Source organism: Aeribacillus sp. FSL K6-8210, assembly GCF_037963925.1.
Lineage (GTDB): Bacteria > Bacillota > Bacilli > Bacillales > Aeribacillaceae > Aeribacillus > Aeribacillus composti.
In genome coordinates, this window is the sequence record NZ_CP150172.1 from 1,503,047 (window position 1) to 1,523,966 (window position 20,920).

19 protein-coding genes are annotated in these 20,920 nt (G+C 40.8%); 14 read left to right on the forward strand and 5 right to left on the reverse strand.

Going from position 1 to position 20,920, the window contains the following annotated elements; all coding sequences use genetic code 11:
- Positions 1–54 precede the first annotated feature (54 nt).
- From NSQ41_RS07310 to NSQ41_RS07370, 13 genes are all read left to right on the forward strand, one after another.
- The gene (locus tag NSQ41_RS07310) at positions 55–423 is read left to right on the forward strand and encodes a Na-translocating system protein MpsC family protein (RefSeq protein WP_063386888.1); all 369 of its coding nucleotides are present in this window, start codon (positions 55–57) and stop codon (positions 421–423) included.
- A gap of 164 nt (positions 424–587) precedes the next feature.
- Positions 588–1,430, forward strand: coding sequence for a creatininase family protein (locus tag NSQ41_RS07315; protein ID WP_144597859.1), 843 nt, complete (start codon positions 588–590; stop codon positions 1,428–1,430).
- 52 nt (positions 1,431–1,482) lie between these two features.
- Positions 1,483–2,823: an FAD-binding oxidoreductase gene (locus NSQ41_RS07320; RefSeq protein ID WP_339211318.1), complete on the forward strand. Its 1,341-nt coding sequence runs from the start codon at positions 1,483–1,485 to the stop codon at positions 2,821–2,823.
- Positions 2,824–2,946: 123 nt separating this feature from the next.
- On the forward strand, positions 2,947–3,957 hold the full coding sequence (locus tag NSQ41_RS07325) for an ABC transporter substrate-binding protein (RefSeq protein WP_063386891.1): 1,011 nt from the start codon (positions 2,947–2,949) through the stop codon (positions 3,955–3,957).
- A gap of 42 nt (positions 3,958–3,999) precedes the next feature.
- On the forward strand, positions 4,000–5,358 hold the full coding sequence (locus NSQ41_RS07330; protein ID WP_339211320.1) for an amidohydrolase family protein: 1,359 nt from the start codon (positions 4,000–4,002) through the stop codon (positions 5,356–5,358).
- Positions 5,351–6,586, forward strand: a complete 1,236-nt coding sequence (gene codA, locus NSQ41_RS07335) for a cytosine deaminase (RefSeq protein ID WP_339211322.1) — start codon at positions 5,351–5,353, stop codon at positions 6,584–6,586. Before NSQ41_RS07330 ends, codA begins: the two co-directional genes overlap by 8 nt.
- Before the next feature lie 93 nt (positions 6,587–6,679).
- On the forward strand, positions 6,680–7,378 hold the full coding sequence (gene wrbA / locus NSQ41_RS07340; protein ID WP_063386893.1) for an NAD(P)H:quinone oxidoreductase: 699 nt from the start codon (positions 6,680–6,682) through the stop codon (positions 7,376–7,378).
- A gap of 61 nt (positions 7,379–7,439) precedes the next feature.
- Positions 7,440–8,465, forward strand: coding sequence for an XdhC family protein (locus NSQ41_RS07345; RefSeq protein WP_339211324.1), 1,026 nt, complete (start codon positions 7,440–7,442; stop codon positions 8,463–8,465).
- 169 nt (positions 8,466–8,634) lie between these two features.
- Positions 8,635–8,808 (forward strand): hypothetical protein, encoded by a 174-nt coding sequence (locus tag NSQ41_RS07350; RefSeq protein WP_339200068.1) that lies wholly within the window; start codon positions 8,635–8,637, stop codon positions 8,806–8,808.
- A 100-nt stretch (positions 8,809–8,908) separates the two neighbouring features.
- Positions 8,909–9,778 (forward strand): FAD binding domain-containing protein, encoded by an 870-nt coding sequence (locus NSQ41_RS07355; RefSeq protein WP_094245582.1) that lies wholly within the window; start codon positions 8,909–8,911, stop codon positions 9,776–9,778.
- A 50-nt stretch (positions 9,779–9,828) separates the two neighbouring features.
- Positions 9,829–12,084, forward strand: a complete 2,256-nt coding sequence (gene pucD, locus NSQ41_RS07360) for a xanthine dehydrogenase subunit D (protein ID WP_339211326.1) — start codon at positions 9,829–9,831, stop codon at positions 12,082–12,084.
- Positions 12,066–12,596 (forward strand): (2Fe-2S)-binding protein, encoded by a 531-nt coding sequence (locus tag NSQ41_RS07365; RefSeq protein ID WP_082829479.1) that lies wholly within the window; start codon positions 12,066–12,068, stop codon positions 12,594–12,596. Before pucD ends, NSQ41_RS07365 begins: the two co-directional genes overlap by 19 nt.
- A gap of 171 nt (positions 12,597–12,767) precedes the next feature.
- Positions 12,768–13,136 (forward strand): hypothetical protein, encoded by a 369-nt coding sequence (locus NSQ41_RS07370; protein ID WP_339211675.1) that lies wholly within the window; start codon positions 12,768–12,770, stop codon positions 13,134–13,136.
- A 615-nt stretch (positions 13,137–13,751) separates the two neighbouring features.
- Here NSQ41_RS07370 and NSQ41_RS07375 read toward each other — a convergent pair.
- The 5 genes from NSQ41_RS07375 to NSQ41_RS07395 all read right to left on the reverse strand — a co-directional run bounded on the left by NSQ41_RS07375 (position 13,752) and on the right by NSQ41_RS07395 (position 19,488).
- Positions 13,752–14,192 (reverse strand): hypothetical protein, encoded by a 441-nt coding sequence (locus tag NSQ41_RS07375; RefSeq protein WP_117016829.1) that lies wholly within the window; start codon positions 14,190–14,192, stop codon positions 13,752–13,754.
- Between the two features lie 1,007 nt (positions 14,193–15,199).
- On the reverse strand, positions 15,200–15,562 hold the full coding sequence (gene uraH / locus NSQ41_RS07380) for a hydroxyisourate hydrolase (RefSeq protein WP_094245585.1): 363 nt from the start codon (positions 15,560–15,562) through the stop codon (positions 15,200–15,202).
- Between the two features lie 270 nt (positions 15,563–15,832).
- Positions 15,833–16,342, reverse strand: coding sequence for a 2-oxo-4-hydroxy-4-carboxy-5-ureidoimidazoline decarboxylase (gene uraD, locus NSQ41_RS07385; protein ID WP_339195131.1), 510 nt, complete (start codon positions 16,340–16,342; stop codon positions 15,833–15,835).
- A gap of 20 nt (positions 16,343–16,362) precedes the next feature.
- Positions 16,363–17,625, reverse strand: coding sequence for a nucleobase:cation symporter-2 family protein (locus tag NSQ41_RS07390; protein WP_339199988.1), 1,263 nt, complete (start codon positions 17,623–17,625; stop codon positions 16,363–16,365).
- 246 nt (positions 17,626–17,871) lie between these two features.
- Positions 17,872–19,488, reverse strand: a complete 1,617-nt coding sequence (locus tag NSQ41_RS07395; RefSeq protein ID WP_094245587.1) for a PucR family transcriptional regulator — start codon at positions 19,486–19,488, stop codon at positions 17,872–17,874.
- 178 nt (positions 19,489–19,666) lie between these two features.
- Here NSQ41_RS07395 and allC point away from each other — a divergent pair, with 178 nt between their 5' ends.
- Positions 19,667–20,914: an allantoate deiminase gene (gene allC, locus NSQ41_RS07400; RefSeq protein ID WP_066249038.1), complete on the forward strand. Its 1,248-nt coding sequence runs from the start codon at positions 19,667–19,669 to the stop codon at positions 20,912–20,914.
- Positions 20,915–20,920 lie beyond the last annotated feature (6 nt).

Below are 20,920 nucleotides of genomic sequence, written 5' to 3' on the forward strand. Positions count from 1 at the left end.
TAATCAAACATTTTGAAAAATTGTAAAATCATTTTTAAGAAAAGAGGTGGTTTTTTGAAAGACAAAAGCCTTTTGACAGAACAGAGGCAATCATTAAAAAAAGATATTGCGAGAATTTACAACGAAGTAAATAAAGAAATTTTTCAAACAGGTGTGATTCAACTGCGAGTTGAAGTAACGGATGAAAAAATTTTAATTTTCGGGTTGCATAAACGGGATCCTGCTTTGCAAATTCTTGAAAAAGTAGATGGGGCTTTGACGATGTGGGCAGATTCGTTATTAATTGATGAATTTAAAAAGCGATTTAAATATAAAATGGAAACAATTGTCGGACTTAACGTTTTTTCGGTTTTAAAAGATTATGATCCTTCCACTGGCTCAGCATGCATGACAATTATTCTTAAAAAAAATGAGTTAGCTTGAAGGACGTTTTCCGTCCTTTAGGCTATCCATAGATCATTCGGTATTGTTTTGATCCTGTTTACGGGATGGAAACAAGCCGTAGGAAAGAAAAAACTTATTGTTTTTCTTTTCCTGCGGCTTTTCTTTTTTCACAAAAGTAATCATTTGTTCGGAGGGGAAACGGCATGGAATTTCGCTACCGGGGAGAAGCATTTGAACAGAAATTTTTTGCAAGACTAACGAGTAAGGAAATTGCTGAATTGCCAAAGCAAAATGCTTTAATCATTTTGCCGGTTGGCGCAGTTGAACAACATGGGCCTCATTTACCGGTATTTACTGATTCTTTAATAGCGGAGGGGATTTTGCATTCAGCTTGCAAACATTTAAAAGAAGAAGATAATATTTGGATTTTGCCTCCAATTGCGTACAGCAAAAGCATCGAACATCTCGGATATGCAGGAACCATCTCATTATCTGGGAGCACTTTAGAGGCAATGATCAAGGATATTGCCGCAAGTCTGAAAAAAAGTGGATTTAGAAAATTCGTCTTATTTAATTCACATGGAGGAAACCATGATTTACTCAATTCCGTTGCCCGCGATATCCGCATTGAAACAGGTTTGATGACTTTCCGGTTGAACAGCTATGACTTCAATGTCTCAGAGGATCTCATTGAGGAAAAAGAGGCTGCATACGGAATCCACGGGGGAGAAATCGAAACATCCTTCATTCTTTCCTTCAAAACCGATTGGGTGAAAAAAGAGCTTTGTCCCGATGAGTTCATCCAGTTTCCGGAAAGCGCAAAGCATCTTCAATTAAAAGGCAGCCATTATGTTGCTTGGAGGATGGAAGATATTTCGAAATCCGGGGTTTTAGGAAATGCAAAAAAAGCTTCAAAAGAAACGGGAGAAATCATCGCCAACCGTTTGGGTGAAAAGCTGGCGGTTGTTTTGCGGGAAATGGCGGAATTCGAAATGGATGATCTCATCAACATTTCTACCGAAAAGCAGTACAGTCCTTTGACATAGAAAGGATGATCAATTGTTTCAAACAAAAAGAAAACTTTGGAGGTGTGGAAGTATGGCTTGGAAAAAAGAAATACAGCAGCTTTTAGGGAAGGAAAAAGTTCTGTTCGATGCAGCTTCAAGAGGAAAATTTTCTAAAGATTATTATTGGTATTCACCCATTCTCACACAAAAGCTAAAGGATAAACTGGCCGATTGCATCGCCTTTCCGGAGTCAGAAGAGGAATTAGTTTCGTTAATATCATTCGCCGTAAAAAGAAAAATTCCGATTACGGTCAGAGGTGCTGGAACAGGAAATTATGGTCAGGCCGTACCTCTTCAAGGCGGTATTGTGATCGACATGACGAGGTTTCATCAAGTACTTGAAATCGGCGAAAACGCTGTAACGGTACAAGCGGGAATAAGAATCGGCAAGCTTGAACGGATATTAGAGCGAAACGGAAAAGAGCTGCGAATTATGCCGAGCACATATATTCAAGCAACGATTGGCGGTTTTGTGGCGGGAGGATCGGGAGGAATCGGCTCCATTACATGGGGCAATTTGTGGGATGGCAATGTGCACAGCGCTTCGGTTTACACAATTGAGGAAAAGCCGAGAAAAATTGTTGTTTCAGGCGATAAACTCGAGCAATATATTCACAATTACGGAACTTTAGGTGTCATGACAGAGCTGCAATTGCCGATCGAGGAGAAAACAGATTGGATGCAAGCAATGGTTTTTCATGACCATTTAGATGAAGCGATAAATTTCGCCCATCAATTTTCGGGCATAGAAACTATGAAAAAAAGGCTCTTATCAGTATGTGAAGGAGCTTTGACAAAGCATTTCGCTCCTTTAAAACAATATATTTTGCCTGAAAAAACGTTAACGATGATTGAGGTCGATGAAAAAGCAAAAAGTGAATTTGTCGAACTCGTTGCCGAACATAAAGGAATATTGGCACATACCATTCCTGCCAAGCAGTATCGAAAAGGGGTCCGCCTTTCGGATTTTACTTGGAACCACTCCACGCTGTGGGCCTGCAAAAATGAAGACAATATTACTTACTTGCAAGTTGAGTTTGATATTCAACACCTTTATCATCAAGTCCATTTGTTAAAAAAGGAATTTGGTGAAGAAGTTCTTCTTCATTTTGAATTTATAAAAAGAAACGGAGCAATTATTCCAACGGCCTTGCCGGTCGTTCGCTTTACAAGCGAGAAACGGCTGTATGAAATCATACAATTTTTCCTGAATATAGGAGCTAAAGTGCATGATCCGCATACTTATTTGTTGGGATTCGGCGGTTGGAGTTTACGAATGGATGAAATCATAAAAATCAAGCAAAAAAATGATCCGTTTCATTTGCTGAATCCAGGAAAAATAGCGGACGTCACCTCTTATGCACAAGTGTAACGATGGGAAAATGAATTGAAACGGCTGAAATATACCGAAAAAAGTTCTTATTATCGGCACTAGGTTCTTGGCATGAAGCAGAAATGTAACTAGAAAAATATCAAAAATAGTAGGAGGATTCGTATGCAGGCAAAAGGGAAGGGATATACAAAAATCTTCATTTTATTTCTACTCGTTCTTTTAGCTGGATGCGGCAGCCAATCAGCTTCAACTAATAACGAAGAAGTCAAAGAGGACTCAGAAAAATTGGAAAAAGTGAAGCAAGTCACGAACTGGTTTGCCGAACCGGAACATGGAGGCAACTATGCAGCTTTGATGAAAGGCTTTTATAAAGAAGCAGGCATTGATATGACAATAGAGCCAGGCGGGCCGCAAGTTTCCCCCATTCAAATAGTGGCATCTGGCGAAGCCGATTTTGGAATCACTCAAGCTGACGATATTTTATTAGCTCGCGATAAAGGAATACCCATTGTGGCGATCGGAGCCATTTTTCAAGTGAATCCGCAGGCGTTGTTGTACCATGCTGATCAAAATATTAAAGATTTTTCCGATTTGAATGGGCGAACGGTGTACACGGCACCTGGAACAGGGTACTGGGCATATATAAAAAAGGCTTATCAGCTCGACAATGCGAAAGAAATGGCATATAGCGGACAGTTGACCCCATTTATAGAGAATAAAGAGTCAGTTACCCAATGCTACATTACGGCGGAGCCTTTCGCCTTAAAGCAGCAAGGAATCGAAACGAAATATTTACTCATTCACGATTCCGGCTACCAGCCTTATGGCAATGTAATATTTACAACCGAAAAAATGGTCAAAGAAAAACCTGAACTCGTCAAACGGTTTATGGAAGCGACAACGAAAGGGTGGGAGTATTATAAAGATCATTCGGATGAAGTAAATCCATTTATACATGAATATAATCCTGATTTATCAATGGAGGCGCTCGAATATGGGGCTGAACAGCAGCTGAACTTAATTTTCGGGCACGATGCGAAAGACCACGGCTTCGGCTATATGTCTCAAGAACGGTGGAACACCTTGCAAAATCAACTCTATGAACTAGGTTTAATTAAAAAGAAAGAAGATATCGCCAATGCCTACACAAACGAGTTTTTGGCGAAAAATTAAAAATGCGCCTTGGAGCAAGTTGGACAAAAAGGGGAGAAAGCTATGAGTCAACTGCATTTGCTGAATGTTTGTCTGCCGCTTGAAGATCCTGGTTCTCTCTTTGAAATCATCATTAACGATGATCGATATGAAAAAATCACAAAGCAGCCTTCTTATCTTCAGCGCGAAGACTTTAAAACTTTAGATGCCCTTAACTCATCCTCCGATTCATTCATTGATTGTCAAGGATATGTGTTGCTGCCCGGCTTTGTTGATGCTCATATGCATTTAGATAAAGCCTATTCTCTCAGGAAAGTTCCGAACGCAAGCGGGACGCTTCAAGAAGCAGTAATAAATTACCGGAAGCAATCTCCCCATTTTACGGTGGAAGAAATTGAGTATCGGGCGATGAAAACTGCACTGAATGCACTAAGCCATGGCACAACAGCCATTCGCACACATGTCAATTTTGAATTGCCTTTAGGGGAAGACGTCGTGTTCCGGGCGTTGACAGCTGTTTTAAACGTAAAAGAAAAATTAAAACAATACATTACGATTCAAGTCATTCCAATGTTTTTACTGCCTGACGACGATTCGAAACGAGAGCTGGAATGGATTGAACAAGCGATCAAAATGGGGGCTGATGGAATTGGCGGAGCTCCTCATTTAGCTGAAAACCCTGAGAAGCAAATTGACGGTTTATTTTCATTGGCGGAAAAGTACGACAAACCGATTGATATGCATGTAGATGAAAGTGATGATCCGAACGTATGCACACTGGATTATATTATCCAAAAAACAATGGAGCGGCAATATCACAATCGCGTTGTAGCCGGCCACCTTTGCTCTTTGGCGCCAATGGAACAAGAAAAAGCTCTTTCTTTAATTAAACGGATGGCGGCGGCACAAATTGGAGCGGTGACGCTGCCGGGTGCCAATATGTACTTGCAAGGTCGATTTGATCAAGGGATTGTCCGCCGCGGCGTCACAAGAATTCATGAAATTTTGCAAAGCGGGGCGACGCTTGCAACTGCTTCCGATAATGTTCATGATCCATTTCATCCATTCGGGAAGGCGGATTTGCTGCAAATCGGTTTGCTAACTGCATATGTTGCCCATTTAGGAAGCGGTGAAGGCCTAAAACAAATTATTCGGATGATTACCGAATATCCGGCCAAATTATTAAATTTAAAAAATTACGGTGTAAGATGCGGAACGAAGGCAAGCTTCGTTCTATTAAAAGCTAGATCAGTAGAAGACATCTTTACGAATCTGCCTGTTGAAAGATATGTGTTTCGAAACGGAAAACTGCTCTATCAATCTAAAAAAGCTGAACATTGGAACGATCGCCAGTTGTTGATGTATCAGCACGAGACGGAAAGCCAATATGCAAAATTTGAAAGGAATTTACAATATGTATGACCTTGTATTAGAAAATATCAGACTACCCAATCAAGAAAGGCATCATTTTATCGGGATTCAAAACGGGATCATTGCTGAAATTTCCCCTTATCCCCTACAAGGAAAAGCAGTGATAGACGGCTGTGGAGATTTAGCCATGCCGCCATTTGTCGAACCACATATTCATCTTGATACGGCATTTACTGCCGGAGAGCCGAGCTGGAATCAAAGCGGCTCGATATTAGAAGGAATTTTATTATGGAACGAACGGAAGCAAACTTTGACGATGGAAGATGTCTACGAGCGAGCCAGGAAGGCGCTGAATCAGTTAATGAAATTCGGTGTTTTATATGTAAGAGCGATCGCGGATATTTCCGATGAACGCCTCGTTGCTTTCAAAACATTGCTGAAGCTGAAATCAGACTTGCAGGACATCATCCATTTGCAAATCATTGCTTTTCCTCAAAATGGTTTACTCTCTTGTCCGGAAAATCAGGAACGGATGCTTGAAGCAATCAAGCTGGGCGCTGACGGGGTAAGTGCTGTTCCTCACTTGGAAAGAACGAGGGAGGAAGGGATCGAATCCATTCAATTCTGCTTTTCTTTGGCTGAAAAATACGGCCTATTTCTTCATTTCTTTTGTGACGAAATCGATGATCCGCAATCGAGGTTTATTGAAACAGTTGCATCATTGGCGATTTCATCAGGACTGGAAGACAAAGTGACTGCAAGTCATGCGTGTGCAATGGCCTATTATCCGGATAATTATGCTGCCAAATTATTAGATTTGATTGCGAGTTCCAAAATTCATATTGTAGCTTGTCCTCTGATCAACACGGCAATGCAAGGAAGATATGATTCCTATCCTAAAGGGCGAGGGATTACGAGAATAAAAGAGATGCTGCAAAAAAATATCAATGTTTGCATCGCCCATGACGATATCATGACCCCGTTTTATCCGTTAGGTAACGGGAATATATTGCAGGCTGCACATATGGCTGCTCATGCAGGTCATTTAACGGGAATGAAGGAATTGGAGGAATTGATTAACATGATATCGATAAACGGAGCCAAAGCTCTGCAAATTAACGATTACGGAATAAAGGTAGGAAATGAAGCAAATATCATTACGTTCCCGGTTGATCATGCTATAGATTTGATTCGCCTTCAGCCCCATTGCCGCTATGTGATAAAGAAGGGCAGAGTTTTGCTTCACACCAATCCGATGGAAACCGTTTTTTATATGTAATTTAAAAGGCTTTGATTCTGTCCCAATACTGATATAGAAATATTCAAATCGGTTTTTATTTGTAATTTTAAAAGGTTAGGAGCAGAAAGCTTTATGGCAAATATTTTAGTTGTTTTTTATAGTGCTTTCGGACATATAAGACAAATGGCGCAATCAGTTTGCGAAGGAGCAAAGGCGATTGAGAAAACAGATGTACGATGTGTAAAAATTCCCGAATTTACTGATCGTTTAATTCCGGCTATTAGAGAAAATCCGTTGATGATTGATAAAAAAGGAATTTCCGCAACATTTCAAATTGGAAAGAGAAAAGAAAATTATGAGCGTGAAAGCGAAAAGCAGAAAATATTTAAAACAGCGGAAATAGAAGATTTCCACTGGGCAGATGGAGTGATATGGGGATTTCCGACGTATTTTGGATCGATGCCGTCCCAAGTTAAATATTTTTTAGAAACTATCGGCGACCTTTGTGTGGAAGGCGTACTGGAGGGAAAGCCCGCGGGCATCTTTACAAGCGCTGGTTCCATTCATTCCGGGCATGAAGCGGCCATCTTAACATCCATCGTACCGCTTCTCCATTTCGGAATGATCATTATCGGATTACCTTATACTCAAAATCCGGAATATTTAACGGACGCCCCCATTGGCGGAACTCCGTATGGACCAACAGTTTTAGCCGGCCCTGATGGTTCGCGAAAGCCGTCTGATGAAGAATTAAAAATGGCCGGTCGCCTGGGGAGAAACGTGGCGTATATTGCCAACGCATTGTGTATGCAAAGAGAAAGAAACAGTTGATGATTGCGTTTGAACAAAACAATCATTCTCATTACTTTTCTTTCATAAGAGGGGAATTGTTATGGACTATATCCATGAAATTTTAAAGATTGCAACAACTGAGCCAAAAAAAGCTGTGCTTGCTACTATTATTGATGTGGAAGGCTCCTCTTACCGAAAAGAAGGAGCAGCAATGCTGATTCAGGAGGATGGGGAAACAATCGGCGTAATAAGCGGCGGTTGCCTTGAAAATGACCTGCAAGAAAGGGCGAAGCTTTTGCTTGAGGGCGAGTCGCAATGTATCGTATATGACTTGAAAAGCGAAGATGACTTGTCGTGGGGAAAAGGCGCCGGCTGCAACGGCGTCATACGCATCCTGTTGGAGTGCATCGATGACCGTTTGCGAAAGCATTTATCCCGGCTGCATGATTTGCTTCAAAACGGCAAGGACGTTTTCATCGTAAAACAACTCGGCAAAAATTTTTCCGTAAGCAATTATTTATTTTTTACAGAAGACACGGAAACGTTCGGGGAATGGGCTGGTGCGGTACCGAAACAAATCGATGCCATAGCTGCGCAAGAGAAAAGCGGATTAGTTTGGGTCAATGAACTGTCCTCATATGTATATGTTCAGCGATTTGAGCCTAAACCGAGATTGATTATTTTCGGTGCCGGTTCGGATGCTGTACCACTGTCGCATTTCGCTTCGCGGACCGGTTTTTCGGTTATCGTTAGTGATTGGAGAGAAGCGTTGTGCAATAGATGGCGTTTTCCTGATGCCGATCAGCTTATCATCGCTTTCCCGCGGGAAGCGGCAACGAAAATATATTTTTCCCCCCGCGATTTTGTTGTGTTGCTGACACACCAATTTCAACAGGATCAAGAGCTTTTAAAGCTGTTGTTGCAGCAAAACCTGCGATATATCGGGGTCATCGGTTCAAAAGAACGGACAAAACGCTTGCTGGGAGACCAGGAAATTCCCCCGCACGTTCATTCACCTGTCGGCTTGTCTATTGGGGCAGAAGGCCCTGAAGAAATCGCGATCAGCATTTTAGCAGAATTAATTCAATTGACAAAGCTTCGATCTCCTCAGAAGGTGCGTGCATAATGAAGCCGCAATCACATTTCACAAAAAGCCAGGCGCTAATCGGAATGCCAAAGTCACTTGACCAATAGACGAACCGATGGTTATGTACCGACGCGGTATCTAAACTTGTCAAGCCCCTTTTTAGAGTTCTTTTAAAGTCGGCTTGGAAAAGTCGATAGCAGAGCAAGCGGTGCAATTGCACAAAACAGCCGTTTATTCAACTGGAAATCATCAACGATCTCATTTTTCAATACGAAACTTGATACGCAGCAATAAGTTGTTTGATGAGGATGCTGCCAAGCTGGATCGCTTGCCGAGTACGCCGATTTTGTTATCCCTATTTAAGGAAGCGGACAGGCGATAATGGTGCACAATCGGTCAAATGCGGACGTCCACAAGGCATTTCCGTTTCTAATCGCAATATGGTTGCAAAAGCACGTTATTTTACTATCAAAGGAAGGGGGATGAAGTTGAAAACATTGTCCTCAAAAATATGGATGCCAACAGATTTAAGAGAAGCATGGCGATTGCGGCAGCTATTGCAATTAGAATCACACTTTATAGCCGGCGGAACATTATGGCAAACAAAATGGGAAAAAGGAGCACCGCAGCCATCTCATTTAATCAGCCTTGAGAACATAAAAATTTTAGAAGCGATATATGAAAAAGAAGATGGCGGCCAAAACTTTCTTCACTTGGGGGCGCTTATCCGATTGGCTGACTGCCTCCGCCATCCCATTATAAAAGCGAAATGGCCTTTATTGACCAAAGCTGTCAAGACCATTGCTGCACCAGCCGTGCGCAATCTTGGAACGATCGGCGGAAACGTCGCCTCAACAATTGGTGATGCCATCCCCGCCCTGTTAGTGATGGAAGCGAAAATCGGTTGTTTTGATGGGGACGACATAAAAAAAATCGATTTAGATCATTGGTTGAATGAAGAATTCAAGGATGATCTTATAACGGAAATAGTGGTGCCGGAAATTTCAGCTCCGCCATCATATGTCCATTTTTATCAAAAAATTGGGAGGAGAGAGGCGTTTTCAGGCTCTGTCGTCACCATTGCAGGGATAATCGGCCAAAATGACAACGGAACAATTGACTTTGCGCGGTTGGCAGCAGGCGGAGGCGAGAATCGTCCAAGGCGATTAAGAATAACGGAGCAATTGCTGGCCGGACGCAAGGTTGAGTCCGCTTTACTAAAAAAGGTGCATGAGGCGGTCTTTTCTGAATTTCAACCTGTCGGCGATGCTTTTTTTTCAGCGGATTACCGCAGGCGGGTCGCCGCCAACATAGTCATAGCAGAGCTAAAAAAATTAGAGGAGAAAGATTAATATATTCAAATACGAGCTTTTTCAATTTGGATTATGAAGAAGGGAAGGGATTGAGATTGAAACAAGTGTGCATCAGACCGGACGGAGTAGAAAAAGTAACTGGACATTTAAAGTTTTTAACAGATCTTTCGTTTCCGAATATGCTGTTTGCAAAAATTTTGCGAAGCGAATATCCGCATGCCAATATCGTTTCGATCTCAACGGAAAAAGCGGAGGAATTGCCGGGAGTTCGGGCTGTCATTACAAGCAAGGATGTTTTAGGTTTAAACGGGTTTGGCTTAATCTTTCCTGATCAGCCTGTTTTATGCAAAGATAAAGTTCGTTTTGTCGGCGATGCTGTCGCGGCTGTTGCTGCGGAAACAGAGGAAATCGCCGAAGCGGCGCTTCAGCTGATCGAAGTGGAATATGAGCCGCTGCCGGTTGTTGATGATCCGGAACAGGCTATGCTCCCTTCTTCTCCGCAGCTCCATCCGAACGGGAATATCCTACACCAAGCATCTTATCAAAGCGGCAATGTGGAAGAAGCATTTCAATCATGCGACTGTATTGTAGAGGAAACGTATCAACTTCCAAGGCAAATGCATGCGTACATGGAAACAGAGGGCGGGGTGTTTGTTCCGGAAAAAGACGGCACTTTGACGGTGTATGCCGGCACTCAGCATGGATATAAAGACCGATATCAATTAGCCCGCATTTTAAATATGCCGGAAGAAGACATCCGCGTCGTCTCAAGCCCGCTTGGCGGCTCTTTTGGCGGAAAAGACGAATTAAACATCCAGCCGTACGGAGCCTTATTGGCGCTGAAAACGGGATTTCCTGTAAAAATTCATCAAACGAGAAGGGAATCGGTGCGGTCAGGTATCAAAAGGCATCCGATGAAAATTAAAATGAAAACAGGTGCGAAAAAAAACGGCAAAATCATCGCCCATCAAGTGCGAATTATAGCGGATACCGGCGCATATGCAACGTTAGGCCCCGCAGTATTGGATTTTGCGGTTGAACATGCGATAGGCCCATACATGATCCCGAATATTCAAGTTGAAGGCTATTCGGTTTTTACGAATAACGGTGTTGCCGGTGAATTTAGAGGCTTTGGTGGAAACCAAGTAACCTTCGCATTGGAAGGGCAAATCGATCGCTTGGCGGTCACGCTTGGAATGAGTCCGCTTGAACTCAGACAAAAAAATCTGCGCAAGGCACATGATCCCGGGCCTGTCGGGCAAAAAATCGCCCCAACTGACGGCGCTCAACAAGTTTTAAAACAGATCAGCCAATCGAAACTATTAAACAGCCGCCGAAAACAAGATCATAACGGCTTGATTAAGACAGGCGTCGGGGTGGCAATCACCATGCACGGCGGAGGGCTGGGCTATGGACGTTTAGATCCGGCTGGCGGGAGAATTTCATTGAACGAGGAAGGAAAAATCGAAATTGCTTTTGGGTTTGAAGAATTTGGCCAAGGCTTGCTCGCAGTGATTGAACAAATTGCCATTCAAGCAATAGGCTGCTCCCGAGAGGATTTACACATTGTCATCGGCGATACGGACAAAGTCCCGCGTTCAGGATCATCAACTGCTTCAAGGGGTACGAGCATGGTTTGGCAAGCCATTCAACGGATGAAAGCTCCGTTTCAAAACAGCCTGTTGGAAAGAGCCACACAATGTACGGATGTGCCCGTCAGTCAATTAAAAATAGGCGAAAAAGGTGTTTGGCACCAAGATGAGCTGCTGATTTCATACAAAGAACTGGCAAAACAAACGATAGACAAGCCGCTGATCATTGAAACTCGATTTGACTTTCCTGCAACCCCTTGCTCCATACCAGGCGGACATTTTTTATATTCGTTTGCAGCTTGTGCCGTTAAGGTGGAAGTGGATCTGGCAACTGGATTTGTTCGTGTAAAACATTTAGAGCAAGCCATTGCCGCTGGTCCTGTTATTTTTCCGCAAGGATATTTGGGACAAATTGAAGGCGGATCCGTGATGGCGTTAGGCTATACATTATCGGAAGAAGCGCTGATAGAAAACGGAACATATGTAACGGAAAATTTTGATACGTATTTAATTCCGACGATAAAAGATGTCCCCCTTTCGATTGACATCACCGCAATCGAGGAGTTGTGCGAAGAGGATGAATATGGGCCAAGAGGCGTCGGGGAAATTGGCACGGTTGCTGTTGCCCCTGCCATCGCAATGGCCATTTATGATGCGACTGGCATCTGGGTGAATAGGCTGCCGGTATCAAGGGAAGAAATCGTCAATAAGATGATGGAAACGGAGATGAGCAAATGGCTGACAAGCAAATGAGCGCAAGCATAAAATTACCGTCTGAAGAACGAATGCGCATGTCGATTTTTGTGAATGGCAAAAAGAAAGAGCTTGAGATTCATCCGGCCGCTCGGCTAGTTGACATTTTAAGAGAGCAGCTGCATCTGACTGGCACAAAGATTTCCTGCGGAATTGGCCGCTGCGGCGCCTGCTCTGTCATCATGAACGGCAGGCTAGTGAATGCCTGTTTAGTTAGAGCTTATCAAGCAAATGAAAAAGAAATTGTTACAATTGAAGGACTTGCGGAAAAAGGGCTTCATCCGATTCAGCAGGCGTTTTTGGAAGAGGGAGGTTTCCAATGCGGATATTGCACCCCAGGAATGATTATGGCTGTCAAAGCGATTTTGGATCAATATCCGAATCCAACTAGTCAGCAAATAGTTGACGGTTTATCAGGAAATCTTTGCCGATGCACAGGCTACTCCGGTATTATTAGAGCAGTTCAAAAGCTTGCTGAAAAAGAAACTTCTCGCTTAGACAGCAAATGTTAAGAAGGCGGAGCAGTTCGGCGATTTTTTTTAACATGATCAGTTGAAAGAAATTATAGATTTTAGCGTTTTTCGGCTTGTTTCCTTGTCTGCAGCGTTAAAAATTTATGGCTATCGCCGAATGAAATTCGTCATACATCGAAAATAAGTGACCCATAAACGAATATATGCCTGATGAAAACAGACGGTATTCAATCTGTGATTCGTTGTAAAAAGAACCGTTACGTTTCATCATCAGCGGTGCATGTGGCTGAGAATGTATTAAATCGCAAATTTACAGCAAGTAAGCCAAATGAAAAATGGCTGACGGATGTCACGGAATTCAAGAAAGGAAACGGTAAAAAAGCGTATTTGAGTGCAATTCTAGATCTGTATAGTTATGTATTAGGGCATTCGAACAATCATCAACTTGTGTTTCAAACAGTTGATCACGCTATCGCAAGGGTCAAGTCCAACCCTGCCCTAGATTCCTGGCAAATCAAACCGCTGCTTTTTTTACACAACATTCAGGACTTAATCTATCACAAGTTTAAAAGAACATAAACAACTTTTGATTTATAGTACATCTCATGGGCTTAAGAAGCGAATAATCGAAGCAAAGCGAACACATAGTATGTCAAGAGTGGGACGCTGCATGGAAAACGACCCAATGGAATCTTTTTGGGCAACCTGAACGTGTGAAAGGTATGATCTGAAACGATATGAAACGTTTAAAGCGTTACAACAAGCGATTAAGAGTTTTATAATAACAAACGCTATCAAGAAAAATTAAACGGCTTAAGCCCATTAGAATTTAGAGCTCAAGCCGTTTAAAGCAATTTTATGATTTCCATTGTCTGCTTGACAGGGGACAGTTCAACTTTTGGACAATCCCTTTAAGAAAGTTATTTTCTTTTTAATAAAATAGCTAATATCAATGATGTTTGTAGAGAAATGATAATTAAAAGAGATAGTATTAATTCACTATCTAAAGAAGTATCATAATTAAGTATATAAAATAAAATGACCGATACAACTAGAATAAGAATAAAGTTGGCAATCGTTTGTATCATAGATTTACCACTCCAACTAGATTAATAAGATAAAGTTAATGCGTATGATTTTGTATCTGTTTTTGGAGTTGACGTGATTGATAAACCTGCTGGATAAATTGATATACTAGGTGTTCCAGCAATTCTTTGATGACCATATTCCGTTTTTAGCATTTTTTGATTTAGGAACATATACATATTGACCAATGTACCCTTTGTGTTTTGTATGACTAGTAGAAGGTTTTAAATCATATGAGCCAGCCACACCAGCACTTGGCTCCCAATTACTCGGAGAATACTTAATTGAATAATCAATCGAACGTCCATTTCCTTGAGGATCTTGAGAATATCTATGTTGGTGCTGTTTTACTGTTCCTCCGCTAGTTGGTAGATATAATCCTGAATTTGAAGGGAAACCAATAGTCATTTTATCAACTAAATGAAAAGAAGGTGTTTTTAACCATTGAAAGTTACCATATATATAAAATTTATCTTCTTTTGAACGATCACTAGTTACTTTATATACTGTTCCACCTAATTTTAAAGTTGAAGAAGCAATAGTTCCCATAGTACTAATTTGTCCTGGTTTAACATCTTTTGGTTCATATATAGTAATAATTTCTGATCCAGAATCTATAACTTTAGCTTCCTCTTCAATTAATTGTCTAGCAACTTCAATGGGCAGAGCATCAGCTTCTTCTTGAGTGTTGCCAACTTCATTTACAGATAGTTTAATTCTTCTTGTGTAAGACTTTCTTCATTAACATTTGCATCGTTTTCTGCAGCAAATTCTACTAAATTTAGGGAAAATAAAAATGCAATTACATAAACCTATTTTCTTAAGCATTTTAAAATCCTACTTATTTCTGATTTTTTAAAATATTAACACATTTACTAGTCTTTTTACAATATTAAAAAATTTATCCTCATATCCAAAGTGTTTGTTGAATGTAAAATAAAAGTAGCGAACCGCATTATTATGGGCGTAAGCCTGTTTGCTGATAGCCTGATGTATTTTATAGAGGAGATGAACGTAAATAGTAAATTTGAATATATATTGATGAGTTCCGTTTTTTCACGTTTTTCATATGGTCTTCTTTCATGCGCATGAAGGTTGCGTCTTTATCCGTTTTAGAATAGCTGTTACGGTTGCCAAAGATTTCTTTTTGTTCCTTGTATTTAACCTGCCGTAGGATAAAATCTTCTCGAATTTGCTTCACAAATTTCTTTCATTGACTGCGCTTATGTTGCTTGTCCTTATGTATGTTTGTATCTGTTTCCTTTTCGATTTCTTCTGATAACTTTTCCACTTTTTCTTCTAATTTCTTAGCGGCTTCCTCTAGGTTTGGTTCTCATCTTTATCTGTTTTGATTGTTTTTCTTTTGTTTCGCTCCAGCTTCCAATTGTTGCTCATAAAATCGTCCTTTCTGAAATATTGTGAGGCAACTTTCTTTTACTAGAAGGGACGATTTTTTTTGTTTTTTAAATAAAGGGAGCCTCCCAAAAGTCAGTAACGCTGACTTTTGGAAGGCCCCGTTTTTTCATGACGTTGTTGAAGAAAGTATTTGTATCCGATTAACTTCCCCGATACACTTGATACCCCCACGGTGAAATAAGCAATGGAACATGATAATGGGCATTTGCATCAGAAATGCCGAAGCGGACGACGACGTGATTAAGAAACAGCGGCTCCTTCAAGGATAAACCTTTGTTTTTAAAATAATCTCCAATGTAAAACAGAAGTTCATAAGTTCCCGGTGTTAATTGCTGCTCAGTGATGAGCGGTTCGTCAACCCGACCGTTTTCGTTTGTGAATGCGGTTTTGAGCAGCTGTTTTTCCGTTTCGTTTTGATCTGTAACAGAAAACAGCTCGATTTTGACGTTTTGTGCAGGCGTACCGTGAGTTAAATCTAAAATATGTGTTGTTAATCCTTTCATATTCCATCTCCTTATTGACCTTTTTATTTGCCTCGTTTTTCATTTTGGAAGCCCGTTTTGTTACTTTGGAAGCGCTTGTCTGACGGGGCATGGCATTTGAATCACGGCTTTCTTTCACTATATAACCAGCGTGTAGTTTCTTTGGTTATTATTTCTCAGCAGATTCAGTTGTACCGCCATTTATGGCGCTTAAAAAGATATGGCTTCGTACTGTGCAAAAGATCAAAAATAACGAAAGTCAATTTGTTCTATCAAAATGGAATGTACGTGTCAGCATAGGTTTCTCTCTTCTTTCACTATATCCTTCAGTCGAAAATAGGCAATTTTTTTAATTTCTGCTATTGCTTGCTCTATCTCTGCTTCCGCATTGTTTTTGATTCGCTGTTCAATCGATGCAAATATTTCCTGCTTTGTTTTGCCGCGCACAGCCAAAATAAACGGGAATTGAAATTTTTCCATATACGTTTCGTTTAATTTTAACAATCGATCGTATTCTTCATCTGTCAGTTTTTGCAGTCCCGCTTTTTGTTGTTCTATTTGCGAAAATCGGGTCATTTTTGTTCTTGCGCCTAAAGCAGGGTGATTGCGAATAAGCGCCAATTTTTCGGGTTCGTCAGCTTGATCCACGATCTCAGCCATTTTGGAAAAAAGCGATTGCACGGAAGAAAACGGGCGGAATTTTTCTGCTTTTTCTGCCACCCATGTTGAATCTTCAAATATCCCGCCTAGCTTCTCAATAAATTCAGCCGCACTGAGTTGGTTAACTTGTTCTATGTCCATTCGGCTTTCTCCTTTCGTTTTTAAAATTTGATCGTTGTCGGTTTTAACTGTTCGGCAGCAGAAGATTTTTTCAGTGAGAAATGGTGAAAAAATAAGTTTAAAAAGATGGCTGTAAGACTGCCTGTTATAATCCCATCACTAAAAAGAATTCGCAGCATAGGCGGCAGCTGTGCAAACAAATCAGGAACAACTGTGGAACCCAATCCGAGGGAAATGGAGCAGGCAATTACTAACAAATTGCTTTGCTGTTGAAAATCAACAGTGCTTAACATTTTAATGCCTGAAGCAACGACCATGCCAAACATGATCACCATTGCTCCCCCTAATACAGATGTTGGGATCATCGTGGCAAAAGCAGCAATTTTCGGAATAAATCCAAGGGTGACAAGTATAAAGCCGGCAACGATCGCAACGCTTCTTGTTTTTATATTTGTCAGCTGCACAAGTCCGACGTTTTGAGCAAACGTGTTGTACGGGAAAGCGTTCAAACAACCGCCGATGATGAAAGCCAATCCTTCGGCACGATATCCGCGCGCAAGATCTTGGTCGCTAAGATCTTTTCCGCAAATTTTGCTTAGGGCTAAAAAGGCGCCAGTCGATTCAATCATGATGACAATGCCCACTAATGTCATTGTTAAGATCGGCACAAGCTCAAAAGTAGGTGGACCGAAATACAAAAATTTCGGAGAATGAATCCATGAAGCTTGCATTACTTCTTTCACATCAACCCCTCCCATAAAAGCCGCGGCGACCGTACCCGCGATAATCCCGATAAGCACAGAGATTGCCCGAAAAAAGCCTGTGAAAAATCGATTCATAAACAAAATCAAAAGAAAAACCCCAAATGAAAGGAGCAAATTTTCCGGATCGCCAAATTTCGGACTTCCTGCACCGCCCGCCATGTTTTTAATCCCGACCGGTATTAAGGACAGTCCTATAAGGGTGACAACTGTACCTGTCACGACCGGCGGGAACAATAATCTTGTTATTTTGCCAAAGAGCGGAGCAAAAAGAATAATGAATATTCCTGCGGCAATGATCGATCCATAGATTGCATTGATGCCGTACTCTTTTCCGATCCCGATCATCGGTGTAACAGCAACAAATGAAGCACCTAATATGACAGGTAAACCAATGCCGAAATATTTTGTTTTGAACGCCTGCAGCAGGGTGGCGATTCCGCATGTCAATAAATCAATCGCAACTAGATATGACAGCTCCTGCGTCGAAAGGTTTAACGCTCCTCCGACAACAAGAGGAACAACAATGGCGCCTGCATACATCGCCAGTACATGCTGCAAACCAAGTGAAAAAAGATGAATTCCTCCATTTTTATTTGTCAAGTGACCTCTCCTCCTCTTATGTAAAAAAATCTAACATTAGATGTTATTTGTTTTTCATAATAAAAGAACGATGTAGTGAAGTCATTGGTTGAATTACATAATCGTTTTTGCAAAATTTAGTTAATGTATCTAAAACTTTATAGACAAATTACATTTTCATTTACTAAAGCTCTTGCCTCAATTTTTTTATAATTGAAGCAAATTTTTTATGCGGAATGCCAAGCGGAGGCTAATAGTGGCTTCTGGATCCTTTAAGCTTTTTCCGATGAGCTCCTCGCATTTTTCTAATCGATAGATCACCGTATTGCGATGAACGAAAAGCTTTTTGGCTGTTTCAGAAATTTGACAATGATTTTCCAAAAATAAAAACAACGTTTGCAGCAGAGCCTGTTTTTCAGTGTCTGCCGGGTCTGAAAGGTTTGTCAAAATCTGTTCGTAAAAATCAATCAGCTCTTCTTTTGGAATCATTTTCAATAACGTATAAATATCTTTTTTCTTATGAATTTGAATGAATTCTTGATTTCCGGAATACTGTTCTTCTTCCAGCACTTCCAACGCTTCTTTATAGCCTTTTTTTACATCTAAAAATTGCTGGCAAAGACTGCCGATGCCGAATGAGACAGTCCGTTGGAACCTGCTTCTAATTTTCGCTTGCAATTCCTTTAAAAACGGCATGATGGAAGAATGAAGCTCCAGCCATGATTTTTGAATCGGGAAGAGCAAAATGCCTACGTTCCCCTTCACAAAAAAATGAACAGGATTTGGGAACGCATCAGCTTCTTTTTCCATAAATTCAAAAATCCGTTCATTTTCTTTATGGAATTGTGTAAACGTTAATGATTTTTTTCTTTCATCCAATTTTCCTGCTGCACAAAAATACGATTGATCATTGCGAATTTTAAATTCTTTTGCTTTAATGACAATCTCTTCTTTTGATTGAAAGGCGCCATCTGTAAAATTGATAAAAAATTCATTTTGAACTTTTCGTTTATGTTGTTTAAGAGCATTTTTTTTCATCAATTCAAATGAAATGACATTTGTCGCTTGTTCAATCGTCAACACAAGCGAAGGACTGTGAAAAGGAATGGCATCAAAAACAATTAAACATCCGCTGTTGCTTTCATGAGTGTAAATGGGAAAAACGGAAACAGTTCGTTTACTAGAAATAATGGAAAAACAAGTGTAAGAGCTTGGCTGTAAGAAAAAGCGAAATCCGTCTGTGTACATTTCCTCGATTTCCGGCAGACTCGATGTAACGGAAGATGAAGAAGCAATCATTTGAAAGTGCTGATCCAACAGTAAAATTGGACAGCCGATCAAGTTTGCCAAATTTTCCAGTAATGAGACGAGCCCTTTTCCTCTTAAAATATGGTTTGTAAATTGCTGATGGATTTCAATCGCATTGAGCAATTCGTTTGTCCGTTTGTCCAATATATAGCTTAATGTCTGGTTCACAACTTCCCCTAACGTAACCTCAATCGGCAATTCAATAATTGGGAAATTTTTTTCATTTGCATACTTCAGGCAAGCCTCCGGAATTTCTTCCAAAAATCGCTTCATTTTAATTGCCAACCCTGCACATTGCTGATCCGCCATATTTTTGATGAGTGCGAGCAGATCATTCGGATTGTCTTTTAAATGAAAGGCAGTTGTTACAAGCAGTTCATTCGCTTTAAGGAAATCGATGATATCCGGTGCATCCATCATATTGACGCTGAAAACTTCTCGATCTTTTCCGTTATGGCCGGCGATGAGCTTGGCATTTTTCATAACGGGAATTTTTAATATTTCGGAAATTTTCATTTTTTCAGCCCCTTTGTCTTCAAATTTTAGTGAACATGCACAAAAGATGGTGAAATTTATATCAAAATTGCCAATGTATATGAAAAAGAATAACGATAAAATAAAGTAAATTCACATTTTATGGAACAAAATGTAACAAGGATATTTGCTCATTTTGAATAGAAAAGAGGGAAGAGATATGACAGTTCATTTACTTGGGCCCATTCAGCTTGAAGAGGAAGTTGAAAGGCTGATCGAATGGCTTGCAACATTCGGTAAAACGGAAAAAGGCGGAGTTACCCGGCTGTTATATAGCGAACAATGGCTGTCAGCGCAGGAAGCGTTGAAGGAGAAAATGGAGGAATGCGGATTAGCTCCATATTTTGATGACGTCGGCAACTTGTTCGGCCGAGCAGAAGGATCATCTCCATCCTCCAAAACAATCTTAACTGGTTCGCATATCGATACGGTTATTGAAGGAGGAAAATATGACGGCGCATACGGCATTATTGCCGGCTTGTTGGCGACTCATTATTTATTAAAGCGTTTTGGAACACCAAAAAAAACGATTGAGGTCGTATCCTTATGTGAAGAGGAAGGCAGCCGGTTTCCGCTTACATTTTGGGGGTCAGGCTCTGTAACGGGGAGGCGCTCTTTTAAACATATACAAAAAATTGTTGATTCTAAAGGGATTTCGTTTGTGCAAGCAATGAATGAATGCGGTTTTGGACAGGAAAGATTTCGCCAGCCATTTCGAAACGATATTCAATGCTTTATTGAGCTGCACATCGAACAGGGCTCTGTGTTAGAAAAAAAGAAAAAATCGTTGGGCATTGTCAGCGACATTGTTGGTCAACGCCGCTATCAAGTAAAGGTTGTCGGTGAAAGCAACCATGCAGGAACAACCCCGATGTCCTGCCGGAAAGATGCGGTGGCCATTGCCTCTGAACTGATTACCTATTTAATGAAACAAGCCAAACAGGTGTGCGACCAACTAAGAGTGACCGTCGGCAAAATAAAGGTTGAACCTAACGTTCCGAATGTGATTGCAGGTGAAGTCGTTTTTACGATCGATATCCGTCATCACGAAGAAGAACTATTGGAGCAATTTTGTTCAACATTTTCACGTCATTTTAAAAATGTGAGCGCACAATACAATGTCGATATTTTGTTAAATGAATGGCTGAACGTCAAGCCGGTCAAAATGGATCAACAATTGCTGAGACTGTCAAAAGAAATTGCAGAAGAGCAAAATCTGTCTCATGAAATCTTGGTTAGCGGAGCGGGACATGATTCGCAAATGTTCGGAACCTATTGTCCGACTGCGCTTTTTTTTGTCCCGAGTCATAACGGAATCAGCCACTCGCCGAAGGAATATACCGCAGCGGCTCATTTAGAAAGCGGCGTTAAGTTTTTAATCCATTATTTATATAGATTGGCATATTAAAAGAAA